This is a genomic window from Plantibacter sp. 2H11-2, from assembly GCF_050031945.1.
Taxonomy (GTDB): domain Bacteria; phylum Actinomycetota; class Actinomycetes; order Actinomycetales; family Microbacteriaceae; genus Plantibacter; species Plantibacter auratus.
The window spans coordinates 274,670-295,790 of sequence record NZ_JBNBBL010000002.1 but is presented as its reverse complement, the minus strand read 5'-3'; the positions used below and the strand labels follow the sequence as shown (position 1 = coordinate 295,790).

The following is a 21,121-nucleotide window of genomic DNA, read 5'->3' as shown; positions in this document are numbered from 1 at the left end:
GCCTAGACTTGTCTGGTGAAACGCGTTCCCGCCGCCGTCCGGTACACCATCCTCCGCCTGTTGGCGTTCGTGGTGCCGCTCCTGCTCCTCGTCTTCCTCACGGGTCTGCAGCCCTGGGTCGCCGCGATCATCGCCGCGATCATCGGACTCTGCGTGTCCTACATCTTCCTGCGCACCCCGCGGGAGACCGTCGCGCAGGAGCTCTACGCCCGTCGGCACGGCGACAAGCCGACGCCGCACGACGATGAGGACTCCGAGGACGCGGCGCTCGATGCGAGCGCGGCGGCACCGGAAGCGTCGTCAGCCGGCGATGCCGGGCGTGTAGAAGAACGCCAGACCGAGGATCACCCCGAACGCTAGCTGCACGAGCCCCGTCAGCTTGAGCACCAGGATCTGCTCCCTGGCCGTCGTGGAGAACAGCACGATCACGCACGCCGGGATGGCGGCGAGCAGCGCGAACATGGTGAACCAGGCGATCGGGTAGAACAGCGCGAGGAACGCGGCGATGCCGAACGGCACGAGCAGCAGGACGCAGTAGAGCACCTTCGACGCGATCCGGCCGATGAACGTCGACAGGGTGCGCTTCCCGACCGCCTTGTCCTGTTCGAGGTCGCGGAGGTTGTTGACGACGAGCGCCGCGCAGGCGATGAGGCCGGCGCCGATCGCACCGAACCATGCTTCCTGGTTCACGGTCCCGACCTGGACGAAGGTCGTGCCGAGCGTGGCGACGAGGCCGAAGAACACGAAGACGAAGACCTCGCCGAGCGCGAAGTACCCGTAGGGACGTTTCCCGCCCGTGTAGAACCAGGCGGCGACGATCGCGACCGCCCCGACGAGGAGCAGCCACCAGAACTGGGTGAGGATCGTGAGGACGATGCCGGCCACCGCCGCGATACCGAAGAACACGAGCGCGACGGTCAGGACCGTCTTGGGCTTCGCCGCACCGGAACCGGTCAGTCGGCTCGGGCCGACCCGTAGGTCGTCCGTTCCGCGGATGCCGTCGGAGTAGTCGTTGGCGTAGTTGACGCCGATCTGCAGCGCGAGCGCGACGACGAGGCAGAGCAGCGCACGGACCGGGTGGTAGACCCCGGGGCCTGCGATGATCGTCGCGGCACCGGTGCCGATGAGCACGGGGGCGACGGCCATCGGCAGCGTGCGGATCCGGGCCGCACCGACCCAGTCACCGAAGGTCGCCGGCTTCGCGAGCGGGACCTTGCGACCGCCACCGCGTGCGGGGTTGCCGGATCGTCCACCGTTCGCGCCACGACCCGCCGTGCTGCGCGGTGCGGACGTCTTCTGCTGTTTCGGCGCTGCCGGCCGTGCTCCATGTGCCACGACGGCGAGTCTACCCGCGGAGCCTCGGGGCGGACGGTGTCACAGGGCCCCGGCGACCTGGAGCGTCTGGAGGATCGCCGGAGCGATGTGCTCGGCGAACGCCGGGGTGAGGTGCACGCTGTCGTACTTCGTCGGCGTCGTCCCGGCGAACGCCGGGCAGACGCCATCCGCGCAGCTGAACGGGAGCGACGAGACGAAGCGTTCCCCGGCTGCTCCCGCCGCCGACTCGGTCGCCGCGGCGAAGTCGTTCCAGGCGGCGTCGACGCCGACGGCGCAGTCCTGCGGACTGGACACCCGCGAGTAGCAGGAACCGAGATCGGCACCGAGCGGCGGCGGCGCGAGGAACACGACGCGGCCGGGGACCTGATACCCCGCCGTCTCGGCGAGCGCTGACGCGACCATCGATGTCGTGTCGAGCGATCGGCCGTCGGTGGTACGGCCTGCGGCGAACGCGTTCGAGACGATCACGAGGTCGGGCTGGTCCGCGGCGATGCGTTCGGCGATGTCGTGCTTGCGCGTCGGGCAGTCGTCCATGACCCCGGCGCCGCTGTTCTGAATGAGGTCCTGCGTGAAGCGGCACCCGTAGAGACCGATGGTGGTGATCCGCACCGCACCGCCGCTCTGGTCCGCGATCGCACGGAACGCCGGCGCGTAGGCGAGCGCGGTCGAGTCGCCGACGAGGTAGACGTGCTTCGGCGCAGCGGCATCCCCCCAGGTGCACGAGCCGTCGTCGGGCGTCGCACCCAGGTCGAAGCAGGCCCGTGCGGGGTTGGTGCTCGAGGTCGCGCGGATCGCGTCGTCGAGGCTCGGCGAGAGGTTGTCGGGCCACGCGGACGCCTGGCTCGCAAGTTGCAGCTCGGCGGCGATGCCCTGGAGCGGGTCTCCGGCCGGTGCCGCGACGGCCGCCGGTCCCCCGGTGGTCACCGGCATGCGGAGCGCGGGGCCGATGGCGATCACTGCGAGCCCGGCGACGATCACGAGTCCGACCGCCGAGTAGAGGAACTGGGAGGCGAACCGCTCGCGCCAGGCGGCCCAGGCGGCGTCCCTGGCGTCGCGGTCGCCGTGGAAGGAACCCACGAGTGGCGTGCGGTGCAACGGCTGTTCGATGAGCAGGAAGGAGAGCACCGAGACCCCGAGGATGAGCCCGAGCATCCCCGGGACCGTGCTGAGGGCGGTGTCGGGGACGAGCATCGGCACGAACACGAGGATCGGGAGGTGCCAGAGGTAGAGCGAATAGGAGATCGCTCCGACGCCACGGCTCAGCGGGTTCGCGAGCGGGAACATCCAGCGCGGGTACGCCGGGCCGGCTCCGGTCCCGGCGGCGATGAGCAGCATCGCGGCGACGACGGGGGCGACCGCCCAGGGGCCGGGGAACCCGATCGACCCGGTGATGAGCAGCGCGGATGCGACGATGCCGACGAGCCCCGCCCATCCGGCGACCACCCGGAGCGCCAGCGGCAGCCGGCCGAGGAGCGGCGCGGACACGGCCAGGAGTGCGCCAGCCCCCAGCTCCCAGACCCGCGCGCCGGTCGCGAAGTAGGCGGCCTGCGGAGCCGCCCCGGACTGCCATACGGCGACGGCGAACGAGGCCGCGATGAGGACGACGAGGACGCCACCGACGACGAGGCGCGAGCGCAGCACGGGTCTGGCTCCGCGGGCCGCGACGGCGAGCAGGACGACGAGCAGCACCGGCCACACGAGGTAGAACTGCTCCTCGATCGAGAGGGACCAGAAGTGCTGCAGCGGTGACGCGGCGTCCGTCGCGTGGAAGTAGTCGGTGCCCGACGCCTCGAAACGCCAGTTCGAGACGAGCAGTGCGGCCGACACCGCGTCCCACCAGGTCGCGAGCGCCCGCGGGGCGTTGAACAGCCACGACGCCAGCGCGACGGTCGCGGCCAGGACGACGAGCGACGCGGGCAGGATCCGCTTGATCCGCCGCCCGAAGAAGGCCGGCAGGGAGATGCGTCCGGAACGCTCGTGCTCGCGCAGGAGCAACCCGGTGATGAGGAAGCCGGAGATCACGAAGAACACGTCCACGCCCACGAAGCCGCCGGCCGGCCAGCCGGTCGCATGGGCGAGGATCACCGCGGTCACGGCGAGCGCCCGCATCCCCTGGATGTCGGCGCGGAACGCCGTGGTCGGCCTCGTGGGCGCAGCGCCCATGTCGGTCCCCGTTGTCACCTGTCGTCGTCCCCCGGCTGCGGTCGCTCGTCGACACGCATGGGAGAGCATGCCCTATGCGACAACCGCCTGCAAACCGGCCCTCGCGGTCACGCGGAGGACGGGCTCAACCCAATCGTGAGCGGAGTGCGACGAGGTCGGGTTTGCCGCTCGCGAGCAGCGGCAGCTCGGCCAGACGGACCAGTCGGGCGGGGCGCGCCGGGCGGCCGAGCGCCTCCGCGACGGCGTCTCGGGCGGTCTGCAGCAGCGCGTCGTCCGGGCGCTGGTCCAAGGGGGTCCCGACCCCCGTCACGATCACGGACGCCTGGCCGAACCGCTCATCGGGGACGGCGACGACGACGGCCTCGGCCAGCCCCGGCACCGACCGGACGACCGCTTGCACTCGGTCGAGGGAGATGTTCACCCCGCCGCTGATGATCACGTTGTCGGCCCGCCCGGTCACCCGGACGACGCCGTCGACGAGCTCGGCGGTGTCGCCGGTGCGGTACCACCGGCGGCCGCCGTCGTCCGGGAAGGCGGTCGCCGTGCGGTCCGGTTCGCCGAGGTAGCCCTCGGCAAGGACCGGTCCGGCGATGAGGAGCTCCCCGTTCACCAGCCGGGGTTCGACACCGGCGAACGGCACGCCGTCGTACAGACAGCCGCCGGAGGTCTCGCTCGAGCCGTAACTCCGCACGACGCGGATGCCGAGCGCCGCGGACCGCTCGAGCAGCGGAGCGGGGGTGGCCTGTCCCCCGACGAGCAGCCCGGCGAGTCCGGCGAGCGCGTCACGCACGGAGGTGCTCGTCTCGGCGGCGTCGACGAGCATGCGCAGTTGTGCCGGTACGAGGGCAGCGAATCCGGCATCGGCGTCGAGCCGCTCGACGAGTCCGCAGAACGCCCGGGCGTCGAACGACCCTGCCGGTGCCTCGAGCGGCCTGGTCCCGGCGACGATCGACCGGAGTAGCACGTTGACGCCGGCGATGTAGTGCGTCGGGAGCGCCAGGATCCACTGGGACGAACGGCGATGGGCCTCAGGGCCACCCAGAGCCACCGCGGAACCCGCCGCGCTGGCCAGGAGGGCCTCAGCCGAGAGGGCGACCCGCTTCGGCACGCCCGTCGAGCCGGACGTCTCGATCACGAGGGCCACCCGGTCGTCGACCACGGCCGGTGCCGCGGACGATCCGGGTTGCATCGGGAGGACCGCGGGTCCGGAGCCGTCGAGCGCCGTCTCCAGGGCTGCGAGCATCGCCGAGGCGGACGCGTCGACGGGGAGCAGCTGACGGGTCATGGATTCAGCGTACGCCGGGTGCGTCGGCGCTCCGCCGACTCCTCGCGGTCAGGCAGCTCAGAACTGCCAGGGGAACGGAGCCCAGTCCGGCTTGCGCTTCTCCAGGAAGGCGTCGCGCCCCTCCACCGCCTCGTCGGTGCCGTAGGCGAGGCGGGTGGCCTCGCCCGCGAAGACCTGCTGGCCGACGAGACCGTCGTCGACGGCGTTGAAGGCGAACTTCAGCATGCGGATGGCGGTCGGTGACTTGCCGAGGATGGTGCGGGCCCAGGCGACGCCCGTCTGCTCGAGCTCGGCGTGCGGGACGACCGCGTTGATCGCGCCCGCCTGCAGCGCGCGCTCCGCGTCGTACTCCTGGGCGAGGAAGAACACCTCGCGGGCGAACTTCTGACCCACCTGCTTGGCGAAGTACGCGCTCCCGTACCCCGCGTCGAAGGAACCGACGTCGGCGTCGGTCTGCTTGAACCGCGCGTGTTCCCGACTCGCGATCGACAGGTCGCACACGACGCCGAGGGAGTGCCCACCGCCCGCGGACCACCCGGGAACGAGGTTGATGACGACCTTCGGCATGAAGCGGATGAGGCGCTGGACCTCGAGGATGTGCAGGCGACCGTTGCGCGCGGCGTCGATGCCGCTCGCCGTCTCGTCGTCCGCGGCGTCGTCGCTCGCGTACCGGTAGCCGTCGCGACCACGGATGCGCTGGTCGCCGCCCGAGCAGAACGCCCAGCCGCCGTCCTTCGCGCTCGGACCGTTGCCGGTGAGCAGCACCACTCCGACCGTCGGGCTCTGGCGAGCGTGGTCGAGCGCGCGGTACAGCTCGTCGACGGTGTGCGGGCGGAAGGCGTTGCGCACCTCGGGGCGGTCGAACGCGATGCGCACGAAGCCGCCCTCGCGCGCGACGTGGTACGTCAGATCGGTGAGGTCCTCGAACCCCGGTACGACGTCCCAGATCTCCGGGTCGAACAGTTCGGACACTCGATCGCTCATGCGTCCAGCCTAGGCACTACTTCGGCTTGTCGAGGTCCGCATAGGGCTTGAGCGCCTCCAGGTAGTCGGCGCGGTCCGCCTCCTTCAGGAGCGCATACGAGTCGAGGTGCAGCTCGATACCCTCCGCCGCCATGTCGTAGTAGTCGACGTCGAACTCGCGGTCCTTCGCGACCGTGCCGGCCGAGTCGAGCGTGAGGTCGACGATGCTCGTCCGGAAGTCGCCGGCCCCCGTGATGGCGTTGTAGGTGTGCAGGTCCCACAGTGCCTGAGTGTCGAGGGTCTCACCGCCGTACCGCTCGGTGAGCTCGCCCGGCTCACGCCAGGAGGACGGTGCGTTCTGCATGTCGAGGTTCGCGATGCCGTACCGGAGCAGCACCTGCCGGATCAGCTCGACGACCCGCGACTTCTCCTCGAAGGTGCGCACGGTCGTCGTCGTCTGCCACACCGGTGCCGTGTACTCGAAGAGCATGGAGTCCCCGCCGTACCCGTTCTGATCGACCTCCGTCTCGGCGGGCTGTCGCTCCACCCAGTCGAAGCCGAACTCGGCGGTCAGGGCCGTCCGGATCTCCGCGAGCATCTCGTCGGACGTCCCGACGAAGTCCTCGTAGCTCGGCCCGTCGAGGGTCTCCTTCGCGTCGACGTAGGCGGATCCCGGGTAGGTGTCCCAGATCGGGTCGTGCTCCTCGTCGCCGCTGCCACCGGCGGAGGCACCATTCCCGGCCCGATCCGTGGAGAGACCGCCGACCGCCATCGCCGTGACGGGGTTGACGACGAGGATGAGCACCAGCGCCAGCACACCCCAGCGGCGCCGCACCTTCCGGCGGATGACGATGACACTCCCGATGAGCAGCACGATCTGCACGACGACGACGAGGACGAACGCCACGAGGATGGCCCAGGCACCCTCGCCGGGCCGGTAGCTCACGGCCAGTAGGACGGTGAAGAGGGTGACGGCCACCACCGCGCCGAGCAGGGCGAGCGGCGAGAAGGAGGCGACGACACCCCGACTCCGCGCGCCGAGCTCGTCCCGCCCGGTCGGGGACGCACCGCCGGCAGGCGGGTGGGCCGCCGGACTCCGCTCGCCGCCGTCGGCCGGGATCGCCGCGGACTCGGGTCGCGAAGCGGCCGCGCGCGCCGCCGCCTTCCGTTGACGGCGCGACGACGGCTTCCGTGATGCGGGCTGCCGTGGCGCCCGTCGTCCTCGGGACCCCGGACGACGGAACCTTGCGGTCTCCGCCGCCAGTTCCTCGGGCGTGCGCTCCGGGGCGGCAGGCGCTGGCGCGCTCGAGGACACGGCTGCCGGCGGCGCTCCGGGGATCGGCGGGGCGTTCGGATCGCGCGGCTCGTCGGAGGATCCGCCGGGCGCTTCCTCGACCACCGGGAGCACCTCGGCCTCAGGGCTCGGCTCGAAGATCGGCTCGGGCACCGAGAAGGCGGCGGGTTCGTCCGCGGGCACGCTTCGCCGATCGCCTGGCGTCGGCTTGCGTCGGGAGAACAGCGGCACGGGATCGATTGTGTCATGGGCGTCCCGCGACGGCTTCCGACGTCCGGGTGCAGGATGGGGTCATGCAAGCGAACCTCGACGACGTCCTCGCCACCGCCCGCGTGGTCTCCATCCCCCTCCGCGTCCGGTTCCGGGGCATCGACACCCGCGAGGCCGTCCTCTTCCGCGGGCCCGCCGGGTGGACGGAGTTCTCCCCCTTCGTCGAGTACGACGACCAGGAGTCAGCCGCGTGGCTGCGGGCCGCCATCGACTTCGGCTGGTCGGACCTCCCGCCCCTCCACCGGGATCGCATCCTCGTGAACGCGACGGTCCCGGCGGTGGACGCGGCGGACGTGCCGTCGATCCTCTCCCGCTTCCCGGGCTGCCGGACCGCGAAGGTGAAGGTGGCCGAGCGCGGGCAGGTGCTGGCCGACGACGTCGCGCGCGTCGCCGCCGTCCGGCGGGCCATCGGACCCGAGGGTCGACTCCGCGTGGACGCCAACACCAACTGGAACGTCGACGAGGCCGAACACGCCATCCGCGCTCTCGAACCCTTCGACCTCGAGTACGTCGAGCAACCCTGCGCGACCGTCGCGGAACTCGCCGAGATCCGTGTACGGGTCTCCTCCCTGGACGTCGCCATCGCGGCGGACGAGAGCGTCCGCAAAGCCGAGGACCCCCTCGCCGTAGCTCGCGCCGGCGCCGCCGACCTGCTCGTCGTGAAGGCGCAGCCGCTCGGCGGCGTGCACGCCGCGCTCCGCATCGCGGGCGAGGCCGGCCTGCCGATCGTCGTCTCGAGCGCGCTGGACACCTCCGTCGGCATCTCCATGGGGGCCCACCTCGCGGCGGCCCTGCCGGAACTCGACTACGACTGCGGGCTCGCCACCACCGCGCTCCTCGGCGGCGACGTGACGACCGCACCGCTCGATCCCGTGGACGGCGGCATCGCCGTTCGGCGCGTCGAGGTGGACGTCGATCTCCTCGAGCACTTCACGGCGTCACCGGAGCGGACCGCCTGGTGGCTCGACCGGCTCCGTCGCACGCACGCGTTGCTCGGCTGAGGACCGGCGCAGGGGCTTACAGGCCGCTGTAGGCGTGCAGACCCTTGAAGAACACGTTGACCACGACGAAGTTGAACATCACGGCACTGAAGCCGATGATGGCGAGCGTGGCCGCGCGTGATCCGCGCCAGCCGCGCGTCGCCCTGGCATGGATGTACCCGGCGAAGATCACCCAGATGATGAAGGTCCACACCTCTTTGGTGTCCCAGCCCCAGTACCGACCCCAGGCGCGCTCAGCCCAGATGGCACCGGCCATGAGCGTGAACGTCCAGAAGATGAAGCCGATGATGTTGACGCGGTAGGCGAGGTTCTCGAGGCGCTCCGCGTTCGGGAGGGTGAGCAGGAAGCGGAGACGCCCGGAGCTCTGGGTGGGCTGCACGAGCCCGAGCCGTCGCTCGCGACGCCCCTGCAGGAGCTGCACGACGCTCAACGCGAAGCCGATGGCGAAGAACGCCGTGCCGAGGCTCGCGACGAACACGTGGATGACGAGCCACGCCGACTGCAGCGCCGGCGGCAGCGGGACGACCTCGACGTAGAAGTTCGCGGTCGCGAGGCCGAGGAGCACGGTCACGAGGCCGATCACGAAGCTGCCGAGGAACCGGAGGTCCACGCGCGCGATGACCACGAGGAACACCGCGACGATGAGCAGCGTGCCCGTCATCGCGAACTCGTACATGTTCGCCCACGGGACACGACCGGCGGCGATACCGCGCGTCACGTCCGCGACGAGGTGGAGGAGGAAGGCGATGACGGTGAGCGAGACTCCGACCCGGAGGCTCGGCGACTTGCGCGACGCCTGCTGCTCGGGCTCGTCCGAGGGGCGGCGGGTCTTGCGCGGGACACCGTCGCTCGTGACGATCGGTGCGGCGGTCCGCGCCGCGGCGGAGGCGAGTGCACCGACGCGTTCCTCGGCGGCTGCCGACCGTTCCAGCTCGGCCCGCTCGGCCGCGTCGATCGCCGCGGTGACCTCGGCGCTGCGGCGCGCGAGGTCGAACGTGAAGGCGATGAACGCCAGCGCGTAGACGGCGACGGCCGACCAGAGGCAGAGGTTCGAGATTTCGACGAGGGTCACGGGGTGATTCTACCTTCGGGTTCGGACGGGACAGGCGTTGGACTGTGCGCTTCGGCGATCGCCGCGACGGCCGCTTCGAGGCCGGGGTCCTCACCGCGGGCGAGCCCGGCGTATTCGAGGGAGACGGTGCCGTCGCTCCCGGTCACGGCCTTCACCCAGACGCGGCGTCTGGCGACGAAGAGTGAGGTGATGAGGCCGGACAGGGCGAGGATGGCGAACGCGAGCACCCACAGCTGGGTCGGGTCGTGGTGGACGTCGAACGAGGCGAATCGCTTGACGGAGCCGGCGTAGTTCTCGGTCGACGGGTTGGCGGCGACGTTGTCGAAGGACACCGTGCCGAGGCCGTTCGGCAGGTCCGTGATCTGGCCAGGCGTGAGTTCGATCGACTCGACGCCGGTGTCGCCGCCCGTGAGCTGCTTCATGTCGTCGACGTCGAGCGCGTAGACCGACTTCGGAGCACCGGCGTTGATCCCGAGGTCGCCGGAGTAGACGTTGAGCGTCAGCACCGGGTAGGCGAGGTCGGGGTAGGACGAGAAGAACGGCGGCTTGGACGCGGCCTGCGTCGGGTAGAAGAACCCGATCATGCCGAGCTGCTCCGCCAGGCCGTCCGGGACCTTGACGATGCCGAGCGAGGTGAGCTGGGCGTCCTGCGGCAGGAACGGGATGGAGTCGCTGAACACGACCTTGCCCTCGGGATCGCGGACGGTGATCGTCGGCGCGTAACCGTTGCCGAGCAGGTAGACGTCGGTGCCCTCGAACCGGAGCGGATCGTTGACCTTGATCGTCGCGTCCTGCGGCTTCCCGCCGGGCGAGGTCGTCGTGACCTTCGCGCGGTAGTCGATCGCCTGCCCGTACGCGTCGAGGTTCTCGGTCTCGTAGGTGACGCCGAACTCGTCGAGCGTCAACTTGTAGGGGGCCAGCTCCGACTCGTTGAAGAAGCGGCCGGGGTTGAATGAGTCGTAGTCGAGCAGGGTGTTGACGAAGGTCTGACCCTCGACGAGCACGCGCTGACCGGAGAAGCCGAAACCGCCGCCGAAACCGACCGTCACGAGGATGCCGACGAGTGCCGAGTGGAAGACGAGATTACCGGTCTCGCGGAGGAAGCCGCGCTCGGCGGACACCGATGCGGACCCCTCGGCGTCGTAGCGTTCGACGCGGTAGCCCTGGCGCTTCAACTGCTTCGTCGCGTCGTCGATGAGCTCGGTGGCGGTCGCGCCGCTGTCGTCGCTGCGACGCTCGAACGCGGAGAGCCGCGACAGGCGCGCGGGCGTCCGCGGCGGGCGGGAGCGCAGGGCGAGCCAGTGGTGCTTCGTCCGCGGGATCACGCAGCCGATGAGCGAGATGAACAGCAGCAGGTAGATCGCGGAGAACCAGGCCGAGCTGTAGACGTCGAACGCCTGCACCTTGTCGAGGATGGGCGCGAGGTCCGGGTTGTCGGTGAAGTACTGGGTGACGCCGTTCGGGTCGCTCGACCGTTGCGGGACGAGCGAACCGGGCACCGCGGCGATGGCGAGGAGCAGCAGCAGGAAGAGCGCCGTGCGCATGCTCGTGAGCTGACGCCAGAAGAAGCGGAGCCAACCGACGAAGCCGAGCTTCGGCTGGTTGATGCCGTCGGCCGGAGCCGGTGCGGCGGAATCGATGTGATCAGAGGGGCGTGACAAGGCCGCTCATCACCCCCTGCAACGAGTACATCCAAGCGGACCAGAGACCAGACACCATCAACACACCGATCACGATGAGGAGCACGCCGCCGATGATGTTGATCGTGCGGATGTGCCGTTTGAGGAACGCCAACGACCCCGTGACCCAACCGAGTCCGAGCGCGACGAGCAGGAAGGGGATGCCGAGACCGAGGCAGTAGAACAGCCCGAGGAGGGCCCCGCGCCAGGCGGAGCCGCCCGAGAGGGAGAGCGCGCTGATCGCGGTGAGGGTCGGGCCGAGGCAGGGCGTCCAGCCGATGGCGAAGACGAAGCCGAGCAGTGGCGCGCCGGCGAGGCCGGTGGCGGGCGCCCAGCTGGTACGCACCGTGCGCTGCAGCCGCGAGAACTGTCCGATGAAGATGAGCCCCATGAGGATGACGACGGCGCCGAGGACGCGGGTGATGACGCCCTCCCACTCGACGAACCAGGCGCCGATCGTTCCGACGAACGCCGCGATCGCCACGAACACGACGGTGAAGCCGAGGATGAAGAGGCTGACGCCGAGCAGCACGCGCCGGCGACCCGCACCGGAGCGCCCCTCCTCGACCGTCGTCATGCCGCCGACGTATCCGAGGTAGCCGGGGACGAGTGGCAGGACGCACGGCGAGAGGAAGGACAGCAGACCGGCCGCGATGGCGATCGGGATCGCCACGAGGAGCTGGCCGCCGTAGACGAGCTCGCCGGGGCTCACTCTGGGGCGCTCTCGGCGATCGTGTCGCGGATAAGGGTGTCGAGGATGGTGCGGTCCTGCAGCTGCCCGAGGATGCGTGCGGCGACCCGACCTTCGGCGTCGAGGACGATGGTGGTCGGCACCGCGTTCGGCGGGACACTGCCCGTGAAGGCGAGCTTCGCCTCCCCGCTGTCGACGTCGAGGATGGAGGGGTAGGTGATGCCGAAGGTGCCGTTGAACGCCTTCGCGGTGTCGGCCGTGTCGCGGACGTTGACGCCGATGAAGGTGGCGCCCTTGTCGGTGTAGGCCTCGTTGAGCGCCTGCAGGTCCTTCGCCTCCGCGCGGCAGGGGGCGCAGGCGGCGTACCAGAAGTTCACGACGAGGACCTGGCCCGCGTGGTCGGCGGAGGAGATCTGCTCGCCGTCCTCGCCGACGCCTGAGAAGCTGATCGACTCACCGCGGTCGTCGAGCGCGACCTCGGTCACGCTGCCGTCGCCCGCGACGTACCCCTTGCTGCTGCCCTCGCGGTACTGCTCGGCGAGCGGGTCGCTCCCGCACGCCGTGAGCAGGAGTGCCCCGACGGCCAGCACGGCGGCGACGGCGGACGTCCTCGATCGGCGGGCCATCAGACGGCCCCGACATCGGTCGCGCCGGACGACAGACGGGCCGCCGGATCGACGTAGCCGACCTCGAGGAAGCCCTGCTCGGTCCGCTCGAAGGTGGTGATGCTCGACAGGGCGCACCGCCGCTTCCGCGGGTCGTGACGATACGGCGCCCCGACGACGGAGCTGTGCAGCATCCAGATCGGCAGCTGGTGACTGACGATGACGACGTCGCCCGACGGCGTCGCCCGCCAGGCGTCCTCGACGGCCGCGGTCATGCGGTTGACGATCGACGCGTACGGCTCGCCCCAGCTCGGACGGGACGGGTTGCGGAGCTTGGACCAGTTGAGCGGGTTCTTCAAGGCGCGGCTCATGCGCTTGCCCTCGAACTCGTTGAACGGTTCGATCACGCGCGGCTCGGAGACAACGGCGAGCCCGAACGCGGCGGCGACCGGCGCTGCGGACTCCTGGGTGCGCTGCAGCGGGGACGCGTAGAGCGCGCCCACTGTGCGATCACGGCTCACGAGGTCGTCTGCGGCGGCCTGCGCCATGCGCTCGCCGAGCTCCGACAGTCGGAATGCGGGGAGTCGACCGTAGAGCACACGAGAAGGATTGTGCACCTCGCCGTGACGCACGAGATGGATCTGGTCGGCTACCACCCTTCAAGTGTACGTTTCCCCAAGCTGCGGATTCACCGTGACCTCCGTCCAGGTCCGAGCCACGAGCGACGGCTAAGCTGTCGGGGTGAGTGAACGCGTCGTTGTGAAGAACCTGGCCGCCCTGTCCGACGGTCCCGTCACCGTCTCCGGATGGGTCGAGACCGTCCGCGACCAGAAGAAGGTGCAGTTCGTCGTCCTCCGCGACGAGAGCGGCGCCGTCCAGCTGGTGAACCCGGCTGTCCGCGAGGTCGACCCGGAGGTCGAGGGCTCCGCCGAGCGCCTCGCCACCACCGAGGCGATCTCCGCCCTCGCGCACGGCTCCTTCATCACCGTCACCGGCGAGCTCAAGCACGACGAGCGCGTCAAGCTCGGCGGCATCGAGGTCAAGGTCGCCACGCTCGAGGTCGTCACCGCCGCCAACCCCGAGACGCCGATCGCTGCGGACTCCTCGCTCGACAAGCGGCTCGACTGGCGTTTCCTCGACCTGCGCCAGCCGAAGCAGGCCCTGATCTTCCGCATCCAGACGACGTTCGAGCACGCACTGCGCCAGTACTGGATCGACAACGACTTCATCGAGATCCACACCCCGAAGCTCATGGCGAGCGCGAGCGAGTCGCGCGCCGAGCTCTTCGAGGTCGACTACTTCGAGGGCAAGGCGTACCTCGCGCAGTCCCCGCAGTTCTTCAAGCAGATGGCGCAGTCCGCCGGCTTCGGCAAGGTGTTCGAGGTCGGACCCGCATTCCGCGCCGACCCGTCGTTCACCAGCCGACACGCGACCGAGTTCACGAGCGTCGACGCCGAGATCAGCTGGATCGAGTCCCACGAGGACGTCATGCAGCTGCACGAGGAGCTCCTCGTCGCCGGCTTCGCGGCGGTCAAGGACAAGCACGGCGAGCAGATCTCCGAGCTCTTCGGCATCGAGCTCGAGGTCCCGTCGCGTCCGTTCCCGCGCATCCCGCTGGCCGAGGCCAAGCGCATCGTCGCCGAGCGCGGCTACGAGATCCCCCGCGCCGACGACGACATGGACCCCGAGGGCGAGCGTCAGATCGCGGCCTACGTCAAGGAGACCTTCGGTCACGACTTCGTCTTCCTGACCGACTACGCGTCGAGCATCCGGCCGTTCTACCACATGCGCAACGCCGAGGACGGCTCGCTCACCAACAGCTACGACCTCATCTACAACGGCGTCGAGATCTCCACGGGCGCGCAGCGCGAGCACCGCGTCGACGTCCTCGTCGAGCAGGCCAAGGAGAAGGGCCTGGAGCCCGAGGAACTCGAGTTCTACCTCGACTTCTTCCGCTACGGCGTCCCGGCGCACGGCGGCTTCGGGATGGGCCTCGCCCGCGTGCTCATGCTCATGCTGCACGAGACCTCCATCCGCGAGGTCACCTACCTGTTCCGCGGCCCGACCCGCCTCGCCCCGTAACCCCGCAAGAAGGACGCCATGCAGATCGTCATCCTGTACGGGACCGAATCCGGCAACGCCGAACGCCTCGCCGGCGACATCGGCAAGGCCATCGGCTCGCAGCACCAGTGGCGCGTCGCCGATCTCGGCGACGTCGACCCGGCGGAGCTGTCGACCGACGAGATCCACATCTTCATCACGTCGACGTACGGCGACGGCCTCCTCGGTGAGACCGGCCAGATCTTCTACGAGGCGCTCGAGGAGTCCGACGTCGAGCTCGACGGGCTCCGGTACGCCATCTTCGGGCTGGGCGACAGCAGCTACGAGGACACGTACAACCAGGGCAGCTCGCTGCTCGACGCCATCCTCACCGAGCACGGCGCGACCCGCTTCGGCGAGTTCGGTCTGCACGACGACGGCGGGTTCGAGCGCAAGAAGGACGTCGCGCTCGCCTGGCTGCCCGGCGTGCTCGCCGCAGCAGAACAGCTCTGACCTCCGCTCTGGTGCGTGCCAGGACGCGACGGTAGCCTGACTCGCACCGGCCGTGCGGCGTCCTCGCACGTGAGCGAGGGGTGAGCCAGATGAACGCGACCGCCGGATCCGTGGTCCTGCGCCTTCGTGCGGCGGGGTGCGTCTTCGCCGAGGACGAGGCGGCGCTGCTCCTCGCCGAGTCGGATGATCCGGATCGACTCGAACGGATGGTCGCGGCACGGGTCGCCGGCCGGCCGCTCGAACACGTCCTCGGCTGGGTCGCGTTCCGAGGACGCCGGGTCGTCGTCGAGGACGGGGTCTTCGTGCCGCGGCGACGGACCGAGCTCCTGGTCGACGCCGCCCTCCCGCGCCTCCGGAACGGTTCGGTGGTCGTCGAGCTCTGCTGTGGTGCCGCGGCTGTCGGGAGTGCCCTCCTCACCGAGGCACCCGGCCCGATCGACGTCTGGGCGTCGGACATCGACCTCGCCGCGGTGGAGTGCGCACGGCGCAACCTCGAGCCACTCGGTGGGCATGCCCTGCCCGGAGACCTGTTCGACGGGCTGCCCCGGTCGCTCGCGGGGCGCGTCGACCTCCTGCTCGCGAACGCACCCTACGTCCCGACGGCGTCGATGGCGACGATGCCCCCGGAGGCTCGGGAGCACGAGGCCGTGATCGCGCTCGACGGCGGTGCCGACGGGCTCGACGTGCAGCGTCGGATCATCGCGCAGGCCCCGGACTGGCTCGCGCCGACCGGTTCCCTCCTGATCGAGACGAGCGAACGTCAGGCCCCCGAGACCGCCGCGCTCATGCGGGCGGCGGGCCTCACGGCGTCGATCGTCCGCGAGGACGAACTCGACGGCACCGTCGCCGTCGGCGTCATGGCCTGAGCCCTGCGGGTGCCGGGCTCAGTCGAGCTGGAAGTCGACCGCGGAGCGCTCGACCACGAGCTGACGGACGATCTGCACCACGCGGACGTGCTCCGGGTGGACCTGGTACCGCTCCAGGGCTTCGAGGCTCGGGTAGTCGCCGACCAGCACGACGTCCCAGTTGCTCTCGGGGTAGGCGATGTTGCGTCCGACCTGGAGGTGCTCGATGTCGTCCGGCATGAACCCGGCGAGTGCCTCGAGTTCGGACTGCATGGTGGCGAACGCCGCGTCGCGCTCGGCGTCGTCCGTTGCTGCCAGCTTCCAACTGACGATGTGGCGGATGGTCACTGGGCCCCCAAGGGTCGATGTGGATGGATGGACGTGCGGATCAGTCGGCGAGCAACGCGGACCGCAGGCGGTCGGGGTCGATGCGCCAGTAGTTGTGGACCCTACCGTCGATGAGGACGACGGGGATCTCCTCCCAGTGGCGGTCGTGGAGCGCGGGATCGTCGAGGATCGAGAGCTCCTCGCGTTCGATCGTCGGGCCGCCGGACGGGAGGCCTGCGACCACCTCGTCGATCACGGCACGTGCGTCGTCGCAGAGGTGACAGCCGGGCTTGCCGATGAGCGTGACGTGCAGATTGGACACCTCCTCAACTGTACGGGGTGCCCGAGGTCGGAGCACGTCCAAGGAACCGACACGTGTGGTGTTTCACCGAGACATCTGACACGATGCCGGAATGATGATGCCGATGAACCCAAGGTTGAGAACCATGCGTGTCGAATTCGCCGGGCTCAGACACTCTGGCATGCGCCGGTCGAGGTCCGTTGTCATTGTGTGATGCCTACACATTCGGAAGCCGCGACGATCCTCGGCGAGCGGCTGCGTGCCGCGCGCAACGAGCGACAGCTGACCCTCGAGGACCTGGGCGTGCTGGCCGGGATGCACTGGACGAACATCGGCAAGATCGAGCGAGGGCAGGTGCACCCGAGCGTGGAGACGCTCGTCCGGCTGAGTACCGCGCTCGACCTCGACCCGGCCCCGTTCATCACGGGCCTCAACGCCGACATGTACCCGGGGCGGGCGCACAAGCTGACGGCACGCGATCTGCTGGCCGCTCGCCGCGACCAGGAACGCTGAACCGCGCGTCGGAGACCACTCCCCTCCACCCGCCGGCGTCCATCAGAAGGTGACCCGCCAGAGGTACTGGTGACCACCGGGACGGAACCAGGACACCTGCACACTGGTCGCGCGGGCCAGCTCGGTGCCCAGCACCTCGAACTCCAGGGCGCTCCCCGGCGTCAGGCGACACGGTTCCAGTGGAGCGAGGAGTCCGGGCCCGGTCAGGCGCAGCACGACCCAGTGGACGGCTTCGTCACCGACGTTCCGGAGTCGATAGCGAGGTGCGTCGTCTCGTTCGACGACGAACGGCACCCGGTACGCGAGCTCGCGTCGGTTGCGGTGGACGGTAGGCCGGAGATCGCGGGTCATGCGAAGAACCTACGAAGGACCGCCGACGATCTCGGGGCGACGGACCGCGTGCCGCGACGCGCTGTGGATCAGTCCCGTCCGGCCTCGCCTGTGGAGGAACTTCGACGCCGCTCGACCCGCGGAGACCACACGCTCTGACCGACCAACGAGACGATCACCTGGACAACGCCAGAAAGCGCCGTACCCCAATGGGCAGGCGCTTCCGGTGGACGAAGAGTCGTCAGGCGCTCCGAACGGAGCAGCCGGCTACTTCTTGTTGCGGCGCTGGTGACGGGTCTTGCGAAGCAGCTTGCGGTGCTTCTTCTTCGCCATACGCTTGCGGCGCTTCTTGATAACAGAACCCACGGATTTACCTCACAGAATTGGGGGGCTTGGCCGCAGGGATCGCGACCGAAGAGAACAAGTCTTGTTGCCAGTCTAGCCGATTGCAGCGCGCGTCGTTCACACGCCGTACGCCTGCAGGCTGCTAGGAGCGGGAAACGCCTCAGCCGACGTCGGCGACCGGGCGCTGCCGGACGGCGTCGACGGCGGTCTCCGGCACTCGGAACGACTTCCCGAACCGGATTGCCGGGAGCTCCCCCGAATGCACCAGGCGATACACGGTCATCTTGGACACCCGCATCATCTCGGCGACTTCGGCCACAGTGAGGAAGCGGACGTCAGCAGTGTCCTGCGTCATCGAACCCCTCCTGCGCCTCTGGAAACCCGCTTGAACGGCGCCCCGAGGACCGGAACGCCGCATGGCAACTCTAGAGGGCCGACGCCCGCCCTGTACATCCCCTGTGTGAACGGTATGGGGGCCGGGCTACGGGCGGAGCTTCTTCGTGACCGACTGCACCGCGTGGGTCACGTCCGCAGCGACCTTGCCGACCGATCCGGCGACCGCCTTGGCCTGGTCCGGGAGTGACAGCGCCGCGAAATCGACACCGTCGTCCTGGTAGTCGACGCTGAGGAACGGGATGAGCCAGTCCTCCACGTCCTCGAGCGGCGCCGAGTCCAGGCTGTAGTAGCGGTGCTGGCCCTCCTCGCGCACCTCCACGAGCTCTGCTTCGCGCAGAACCTTGAGGTGCTTGGACACCGTCGGCTGGCTGAGGCCGAGCTGCGCGACGATCTCGGAGACGCTCGTCCCGGTGCCACCGTGCCGTTCGAGCAGCAGCGCGAGGATGTCCCGCCTGGTGGTGTCAGCGATCACGTCGAAAATGTCGGCCATGCTCCAACGATAGTGATGGAGCGCACGGAGTACCATTGCCTCCGGCGCAGTCCTGAGGTGTTGAGGGGTCAGATGAGCGGCAATGCCATGGGGCGTCGTCCCTCGATCACCGTCCGTCACGGACTCGCGAGGGTCAGGGAGGCCGTCAGCGACTTCGCCGCGAAGTCGACCTCGCGGTTCGCCATCCTCGTGTTCAGCTTCCTGATCTTCGTCTTCACGATGCTGTTCTCGCTCCCCATCGCGAGCGCCGACCGCCAGGTGACCCCGATCGCCGACGCCCTCTTCACCGCCGTCTCCGTCATCTGCGTCACCGGGCTCTCGACCGTCGACATGGCCACGCACTGGTCGCTCTTCGGCCACGTGCTCGTGTTCATCGGCGTCCAGATCGGCGCGCTCGGCGTCCTGACCCTGGCCTCGATCCTCGGGTTCGTGATCGCCCGACGACTCGGGCTCCGCCAGAAGCTCATGGCGGCGAGCGACACGAACCCCCTGCGGTCGCACCACGGCCCCGTCGCCGAGGGTCAGGCGGTCCGCCTCGGGGAGATCGGCAACCTGCTCGTCACCGTCGCCGTCAGCGCCCTCGTGATCGAGGCGGCCCTGGCCGTCCTGCTCTTCCCGCGCATGCTTCTCGACGGCATCAACCCCTGGGACGCCGCCTGGAACAGCGTCTACTACGCGGCCATGGCCTTCACCAACACCGGCTTCACGCCGAACGCCGAGGGGCTCGCGGCCTTCGAGAACGACTACTGGTTCCTCAGCATCCTCATGCTCGGGGTCTTCCTCGGCAGCATCGGCTTCCCGGTCATCTACGCACTGAGCCGCAACTTCCGTCGGCCGAGCCGCTGGTCGCTGCACGTCAAGCTCACGCTCGTCACGACGATCATCCTGTTCTTCGCCGGGGCGCTCGCCTTCATCCTGCTCGAGTTCAACAACCCCGAGACCTGGAACAAGTGGAACCTCTGGGACACGATCTTCCAGGGGTTCTTCCTGTCGGCCATGACGCGGTCGGGCGGCTTCTCCACCGTGGACATCGGCGACCTCAACGGCTCGACCCTGCTCGTCGCCGACATGCTCATGTTCATCGGCGGTGGTTCCGCCTCGACCGCCGGCGGGATCAAGGTCACGACGCTCGCCGTCCTGTTCCTGGCGGCGTTCGCCGAGGCCCGCGGACGCGAGGGCGTGGAGGTCTTCCGCCGCCGGATCCCGCAGGACGTGCTCCGCGTCGCGGTGAGCGTCGTCCTCTGGGGTGCGACGATCGTCGCCCTGTCGACGATCGTCATCCTGCAGATGACGAAGGCCCCGCTCGACCACGTGCTGTTCGACGTCATCTCCGCCTTCGCGACGGTCGGGCTGAGCACCGGCCTCGTCGCGGACCTGCCCGACGCCGGGGTGTACGTCCTCGCCGTCACCATGTTCCTGGGCCGCGTTGGTACAGTGACACTCGCTGCAGCCGTGGCCGCGAGTCAGAGCGGCCAGCTGTTCAAACGACCCGAAGAGAGGCCCATCGTTGGTTGACCGCATCAAGCACGACGCCCCGGTCCTCGTCATCGGACTCGGTCGGTTCGGTGCGGCCTGCGCCGGCGAACTCGACCGGCTCGACCGCGAGGTGCTCGCGATCGACGACAACTCCGACCTCGTGCAGAAGTGGTCCGACCGGGTCACGCACACCGTGCAGGCCGACGCGAAGAACATCGAGGCACTCCGGCAGATCGGCGCGCAGGACTTCTCGGTCGCGGTCGTCGCGGTCGGCTCCTCGATCGAGGCGAGCGTGCTCATCACCGCCAACCTCGTCGACCTCAAGATCCCGCAGATCTGGGCCAAGGCCGTCTCGCAGTCGCATGGCAAGATCCTCGCCCGGGTGGGGGCGAGCCACGTCATCTACCCCGAGCGCGAGGCCGGCGAACGCGTCGCCCACCTCGTGTCGGGCCGCATGCTCGACTTCATCCAGTTCGACGACGACTTCGCGCTCGTCAAGATGTACCCGCCGAAGCCCATCCGCGGGCTGAACCTGACGGAGTCGGGCGTCCGGACGAAGTACCGGATCACGGTCGTCGGGGTGAAGTCACCGGGGAAGCCCTTCACGTACGCGACCGCCGACACCGTCGTGTCGAACCACGACCTCATCATCGTCTCCGGCACGTCGGCCGACATCGAACGCTTCGCCTCACTCGAGGGCTGAAGCCTCCTCAGGTGAGGCTACGCGCGTAGCAGCGCGACTGCGGCTCGTCGACGTACGGGCCGAACGCCTCGATCGGTTGGTACCCCTCGCGCTCGTAGAAGCGCATCGCGTCCGGCTGCTCCGTGCCGGTCTCGAGGAGGAGCTCTGCGAGACCGAGCGACCGCGCTTCGTCCTCCAGTGCCCGCAGGAGCGCGGTGGCGACGCCGGTCCCCCGGGCCTGCTGTACGACGAACATGCGTTTGATCTCAGCCCGGTCCGCGCCGAGCATCCGCAGGCCGCCGCAGCCGAGCGGGGTGTCGTCGACGTCGCTGGCGAGCAGGAAGAGCGTGATGTCGGCTGCGGTCGGCGGTGTCCCGGGTTCGTGATCGTCGCTTCCGTACCGCGCATCGAGTTCGCGGCGTTGGGCGGCCCGCAGCGCGGTTCCCGCCTCGTCGTCCCAGGCCACCCGGCTGATCCTGATCGTCATGCGTGTCCTCCAGTCATT

25 protein-coding genes are annotated in these 21,121 nt (G+C 69.5%); 8 read left to right on the top strand and 17 right to left on the bottom strand.

The features are described 5' to 3' along the window. The first annotated feature begins 15 nt into the window (after positions 1-15). Positions 16-360, top strand: coding sequence for a DUF4229 domain-containing protein (locus ACQG07_RS05785; RefSeq protein WP_079706654.1), 345 nt, complete (start codon positions 16-18; stop codon positions 358-360). Here ACQG07_RS05785 and ACQG07_RS05780 read toward each other — a convergent pair. The 5 genes from ACQG07_RS05780 to ACQG07_RS05760 form a co-directional block, all read right to left on the bottom strand. Further along, positions 301-1,335: a 1,4-dihydroxy-2-naphthoate polyprenyltransferase gene (locus ACQG07_RS05780; RefSeq protein ID WP_079706653.1), complete on the bottom strand. Its 1,035-nt coding sequence runs from the start codon at positions 1,333-1,335 to the stop codon at positions 301-303. The genes ACQG07_RS05785 and ACQG07_RS05780 overlap by 60 nt on opposite strands. A gap of 39 nt (positions 1,336-1,374) precedes the next feature. Next, on the bottom strand, positions 1,375-3,498 hold the full coding sequence (locus ACQG07_RS05775) for an acyltransferase family protein (protein WP_426737717.1): 2,124 nt from the start codon (positions 3,496-3,498) through the stop codon (positions 1,375-1,377). Between the two features lie 124 nt (positions 3,499-3,622). Next, positions 3,623-4,783 carry an AMP-binding protein gene (locus ACQG07_RS05770; RefSeq protein ID WP_426737716.1) on the bottom strand — a complete coding sequence of 387 codons (1,161 nt, stop codon included), beginning with the start codon at positions 4,781-4,783 and terminating at the stop codon, positions 3,623-3,625. A gap of 57 nt (positions 4,784-4,840) precedes the next feature. Further along, positions 4,841-5,767 (bottom strand): 1,4-dihydroxy-2-naphthoyl-CoA synthase, encoded by a 927-nt coding sequence (locus tag ACQG07_RS05765; RefSeq protein WP_064294597.1) that lies wholly within the window; start codon positions 5,765-5,767, stop codon positions 4,841-4,843. A 16-nt stretch (positions 5,768-5,783) separates the two neighbouring features. Next, on the bottom strand, positions 5,784-7,271 hold the full coding sequence (locus ACQG07_RS05760; RefSeq protein ID WP_426737715.1) for a hypothetical protein: 1,488 nt from the start codon (positions 7,269-7,271) through the stop codon (positions 5,784-5,786). A gap of 62 nt (positions 7,272-7,333) precedes the next feature. Here ACQG07_RS05760 and ACQG07_RS05755 point away from each other — a divergent pair, with 62 nt between their 5' ends. Continuing rightward, complete coding sequence (locus ACQG07_RS05755; RefSeq protein WP_426737714.1) at positions 7,334-8,311, top strand: o-succinylbenzoate synthase; 978 nt, start codon at positions 7,334-7,336, stop codon at positions 8,309-8,311. Positions 8,312-8,327: 16 nt separating this feature from the next. Here ACQG07_RS05755 and ccsB read toward each other — a convergent pair whose 3' ends face one another. From ccsB to ACQG07_RS05730, 5 genes are read right to left on the bottom strand one after another with little or no spacing between them, the layout of a single operon-like run. Then, positions 8,328-9,383, bottom strand: coding sequence for a c-type cytochrome biogenesis protein CcsB (gene ccsB / locus ACQG07_RS05750; RefSeq protein WP_079706648.1), 1,056 nt, complete (start codon positions 9,381-9,383; stop codon positions 8,328-8,330). Further along, positions 9,380-11,044 (bottom strand): cytochrome c biogenesis protein ResB, encoded by a 1,665-nt coding sequence (gene resB / locus ACQG07_RS05745; protein WP_079003290.1) that lies wholly within the window; start codon positions 11,042-11,044, stop codon positions 9,380-9,382. The genes ccsB and resB overlap by 4 nt, the downstream gene beginning before the upstream one ends. Continuing rightward, entirely contained in the window at positions 11,028-11,774 is a 747-nt protein-coding gene (locus tag ACQG07_RS05740; RefSeq protein WP_079706647.1) for a cytochrome c biogenesis CcdA family protein, read from the bottom strand. The genes resB and ACQG07_RS05740 overlap by 17 nt, the downstream gene beginning before the upstream one ends. After that, on the bottom strand, positions 11,771-12,379 hold the full coding sequence (locus tag ACQG07_RS05735; protein ID WP_138945214.1) for a TlpA family protein disulfide reductase: 609 nt from the start codon (positions 12,377-12,379) through the stop codon (positions 11,771-11,773). Before ACQG07_RS05735 ends, ACQG07_RS05740 begins: the two co-directional genes overlap by 4 nt. Continuing rightward, positions 12,379-13,014, bottom strand: coding sequence for a histidine phosphatase family protein (locus ACQG07_RS05730; RefSeq protein WP_274500348.1), 636 nt, complete (start codon positions 13,012-13,014; stop codon positions 12,379-12,381). Before ACQG07_RS05730 ends, ACQG07_RS05735 begins: the two co-directional genes overlap by 1 nt. An 85-nt stretch (positions 13,015-13,099) precedes the next feature. Here ACQG07_RS05730 and aspS point away from each other — a divergent pair, with 85 nt between their 5' ends. The 3 genes from aspS to ACQG07_RS05715 all read left to right on the top strand — a co-directional run bounded on the left by aspS (position 13,100) and on the right by ACQG07_RS05715 (position 15,777). Further along, entirely contained in the window at positions 13,100-14,440 is a 1,341-nt protein-coding gene (gene aspS / locus ACQG07_RS05725) for an aspartate--tRNA(Asn) ligase (RefSeq protein WP_426737713.1), read from the top strand. A gap of 18 nt (positions 14,441-14,458) precedes the next feature. Further along, on the top strand, positions 14,459-14,911 hold the full coding sequence (locus ACQG07_RS05720) for a flavodoxin domain-containing protein (protein WP_124767400.1): 453 nt from the start codon (positions 14,459-14,461) through the stop codon (positions 14,909-14,911). A gap of 89 nt (positions 14,912-15,000) precedes the next feature. Continuing rightward, complete coding sequence (locus ACQG07_RS05715) at positions 15,001-15,777, top strand: putative protein N(5)-glutamine methyltransferase (protein ID WP_124767401.1); 777 nt, start codon at positions 15,001-15,003, stop codon at positions 15,775-15,777. A gap of 18 nt (positions 15,778-15,795) precedes the next feature. Here ACQG07_RS05715 and ACQG07_RS05710 read toward each other — a convergent pair whose 3' ends face one another. Then, positions 15,796-16,104, bottom strand: a complete 309-nt coding sequence (locus ACQG07_RS05710; protein ID WP_079706641.1) for a Dabb family protein — start codon at positions 16,102-16,104, stop codon at positions 15,796-15,798. A 40-nt stretch (positions 16,105-16,144) separates the two neighbouring features. Further along, positions 16,145-16,405, bottom strand: coding sequence for a glutaredoxin family protein (locus ACQG07_RS05705; RefSeq protein WP_426737712.1), 261 nt, complete (start codon positions 16,403-16,405; stop codon positions 16,145-16,147). Positions 16,406-16,597: 192 nt separating this feature from the next. Between ACQG07_RS05705 and ACQG07_RS05700 the strand changes: the two genes are divergently transcribed. Next, positions 16,598-16,897, top strand: a complete 300-nt coding sequence (locus ACQG07_RS05700; RefSeq protein WP_064294610.1) for a helix-turn-helix domain-containing protein — start codon at positions 16,598-16,600, stop codon at positions 16,895-16,897. A gap of 42 nt (positions 16,898-16,939) precedes the next feature. Here ACQG07_RS05700 and ACQG07_RS05695 read toward each other — a convergent pair whose 3' ends face one another. The 4 genes from ACQG07_RS05695 to ACQG07_RS05680 form a co-directional block, all read right to left on the bottom strand. Continuing rightward, positions 16,940-17,248, bottom strand: coding sequence for a hypothetical protein (locus ACQG07_RS05695; protein ID WP_426737711.1), 309 nt, complete (start codon positions 17,246-17,248; stop codon positions 16,940-16,942). A gap of 246 nt (positions 17,249-17,494) precedes the next feature. Beyond that, positions 17,495-17,593: a 30S ribosomal protein bS22 gene (locus ACQG07_RS05690; protein WP_003792170.1), complete on the bottom strand. Its 99-nt coding sequence runs from the start codon at positions 17,591-17,593 to the stop codon at positions 17,495-17,497. Between the two features lie 139 nt (positions 17,594-17,732). Further along, positions 17,733-17,927 (bottom strand): helix-turn-helix domain-containing protein, encoded by a 195-nt coding sequence (locus tag ACQG07_RS05685; protein ID WP_079706638.1) that lies wholly within the window; start codon positions 17,925-17,927, stop codon positions 17,733-17,735. A gap of 126 nt (positions 17,928-18,053) precedes the next feature. Next, positions 18,054-18,458 carry an ArsR/SmtB family transcription factor gene (locus ACQG07_RS05680; RefSeq protein ID WP_064294613.1) on the bottom strand — a complete coding sequence of 135 codons (405 nt, stop codon included), beginning with the start codon at positions 18,456-18,458 and terminating at the stop codon, positions 18,054-18,056. A 72-nt stretch (positions 18,459-18,530) separates the two neighbouring features. Here ACQG07_RS05680 and ACQG07_RS05675 point away from each other — a divergent pair, with 72 nt between their 5' ends. Both ACQG07_RS05675 and ACQG07_RS05670 read left to right on the top strand, forming a co-directional pair. Next, complete coding sequence (locus ACQG07_RS05675; RefSeq protein ID WP_079706637.1) at positions 18,531-19,973, top strand: TrkH family potassium uptake protein; 1,443 nt, start codon at positions 18,531-18,533, stop codon at positions 19,971-19,973. Beyond that, a complete protein-coding gene (locus tag ACQG07_RS05670; protein WP_056013885.1) occupies positions 19,966-20,637 on the top strand; it encodes a potassium channel family protein in 672 nt (223 codons plus the stop codon). The genes ACQG07_RS05675 and ACQG07_RS05670 overlap by 8 nt, the downstream gene beginning before the upstream one ends. 7 nt (positions 20,638-20,644) lie before the next feature. On the opposite strand, the gene ACQG07_RS05665 is transcribed toward ACQG07_RS05670, so the two are convergent. Beyond that, positions 20,645-21,103 carry a GNAT family N-acetyltransferase gene (locus ACQG07_RS05665; RefSeq protein WP_192005952.1) on the bottom strand — a complete coding sequence of 153 codons (459 nt, stop codon included), beginning with the start codon at positions 21,101-21,103 and terminating at the stop codon, positions 20,645-20,647. Positions 21,104-21,121 lie beyond the last annotated feature (18 nt).

What these genes read in the sequence shown, in the direction of transcription:
- ACQG07_RS05685 (WP_079706638.1), bottom strand. Translation starts at nt 17,927, where the DNA reads ATGACGCAGGACACTGCTGACGTCCGCTTCCTCACTGTGGCCGAAGTC.
- ACQG07_RS05715 (WP_124767401.1), top strand. Translation starts at nt 15,001, where the DNA reads ATGAACGCGACCGCCGGATCCGTGGTCCTGCGCCTTCGTGCGGCGGGG.
- ACQG07_RS05675 (WP_079706637.1), top strand. Translation starts at nt 18,531, where the DNA reads ATGAGCGGCAATGCCATGGGGCGTCGTCCCTCGATCACCGTCCGTCAC.
- ACQG07_RS05695 (WP_426737711.1), bottom strand. Translation starts at nt 17,248, where the DNA reads ATGACCCGCGATCTCCGGCCTACCGTCCACCGCAACCGACGCGAGCTC.
- ACQG07_RS05765 (WP_064294597.1), bottom strand. Translation starts at nt 5,767, where the DNA reads ATGAGCGATCGAGTGTCCGAACTGTTCGACCCGGAGATCTGGGACGTC.
- ACQG07_RS05680 (WP_064294613.1), bottom strand. Translation starts at nt 18,458, where the DNA reads ATGGCCGACATTTTCGACGTGATCGCTGACACCACCAGGCGGGACATC.
- ACQG07_RS05770 (WP_426737716.1), bottom strand. Translation starts at nt 4,783, where the DNA reads ATGACCCGTCAGCTGCTCCCCGTCGACGCGTCCGCCTCGGCGATGCTC.
- ACQG07_RS05665 (WP_192005952.1), bottom strand. Translation starts at nt 21,103, where the DNA reads ATGACGATCAGGATCAGCCGGGTGGCCTGGGACGACGAGGCGGGAACC.
- ACQG07_RS05775 (WP_426737717.1), bottom strand. Translation starts at nt 3,498, where the DNA reads ATGGGCGCTGCGCCCACGAGGCCGACCACGGCGTTCCGCGCCGACATC.
- ACQG07_RS05735 (WP_138945214.1), bottom strand. Translation starts at nt 12,379, where the DNA reads ATGGCCCGCCGATCGAGGACGTCCGCCGTCGCCGCCGTGCTGGCCGTC.
- ACQG07_RS05755 (WP_426737714.1), top strand. Translation starts at nt 7,334, where the DNA reads ATGCAAGCGAACCTCGACGACGTCCTCGCCACCGCCCGCGTGGTCTCC.
- ACQG07_RS05700 (WP_064294610.1), top strand. Translation starts at nt 16,598, where the DNA reads ATGCCTACACATTCGGAAGCCGCGACGATCCTCGGCGAGCGGCTGCGT.
- ACQG07_RS05720 (WP_124767400.1), top strand. Translation starts at nt 14,459, where the DNA reads ATGCAGATCGTCATCCTGTACGGGACCGAATCCGGCAACGCCGAACGC.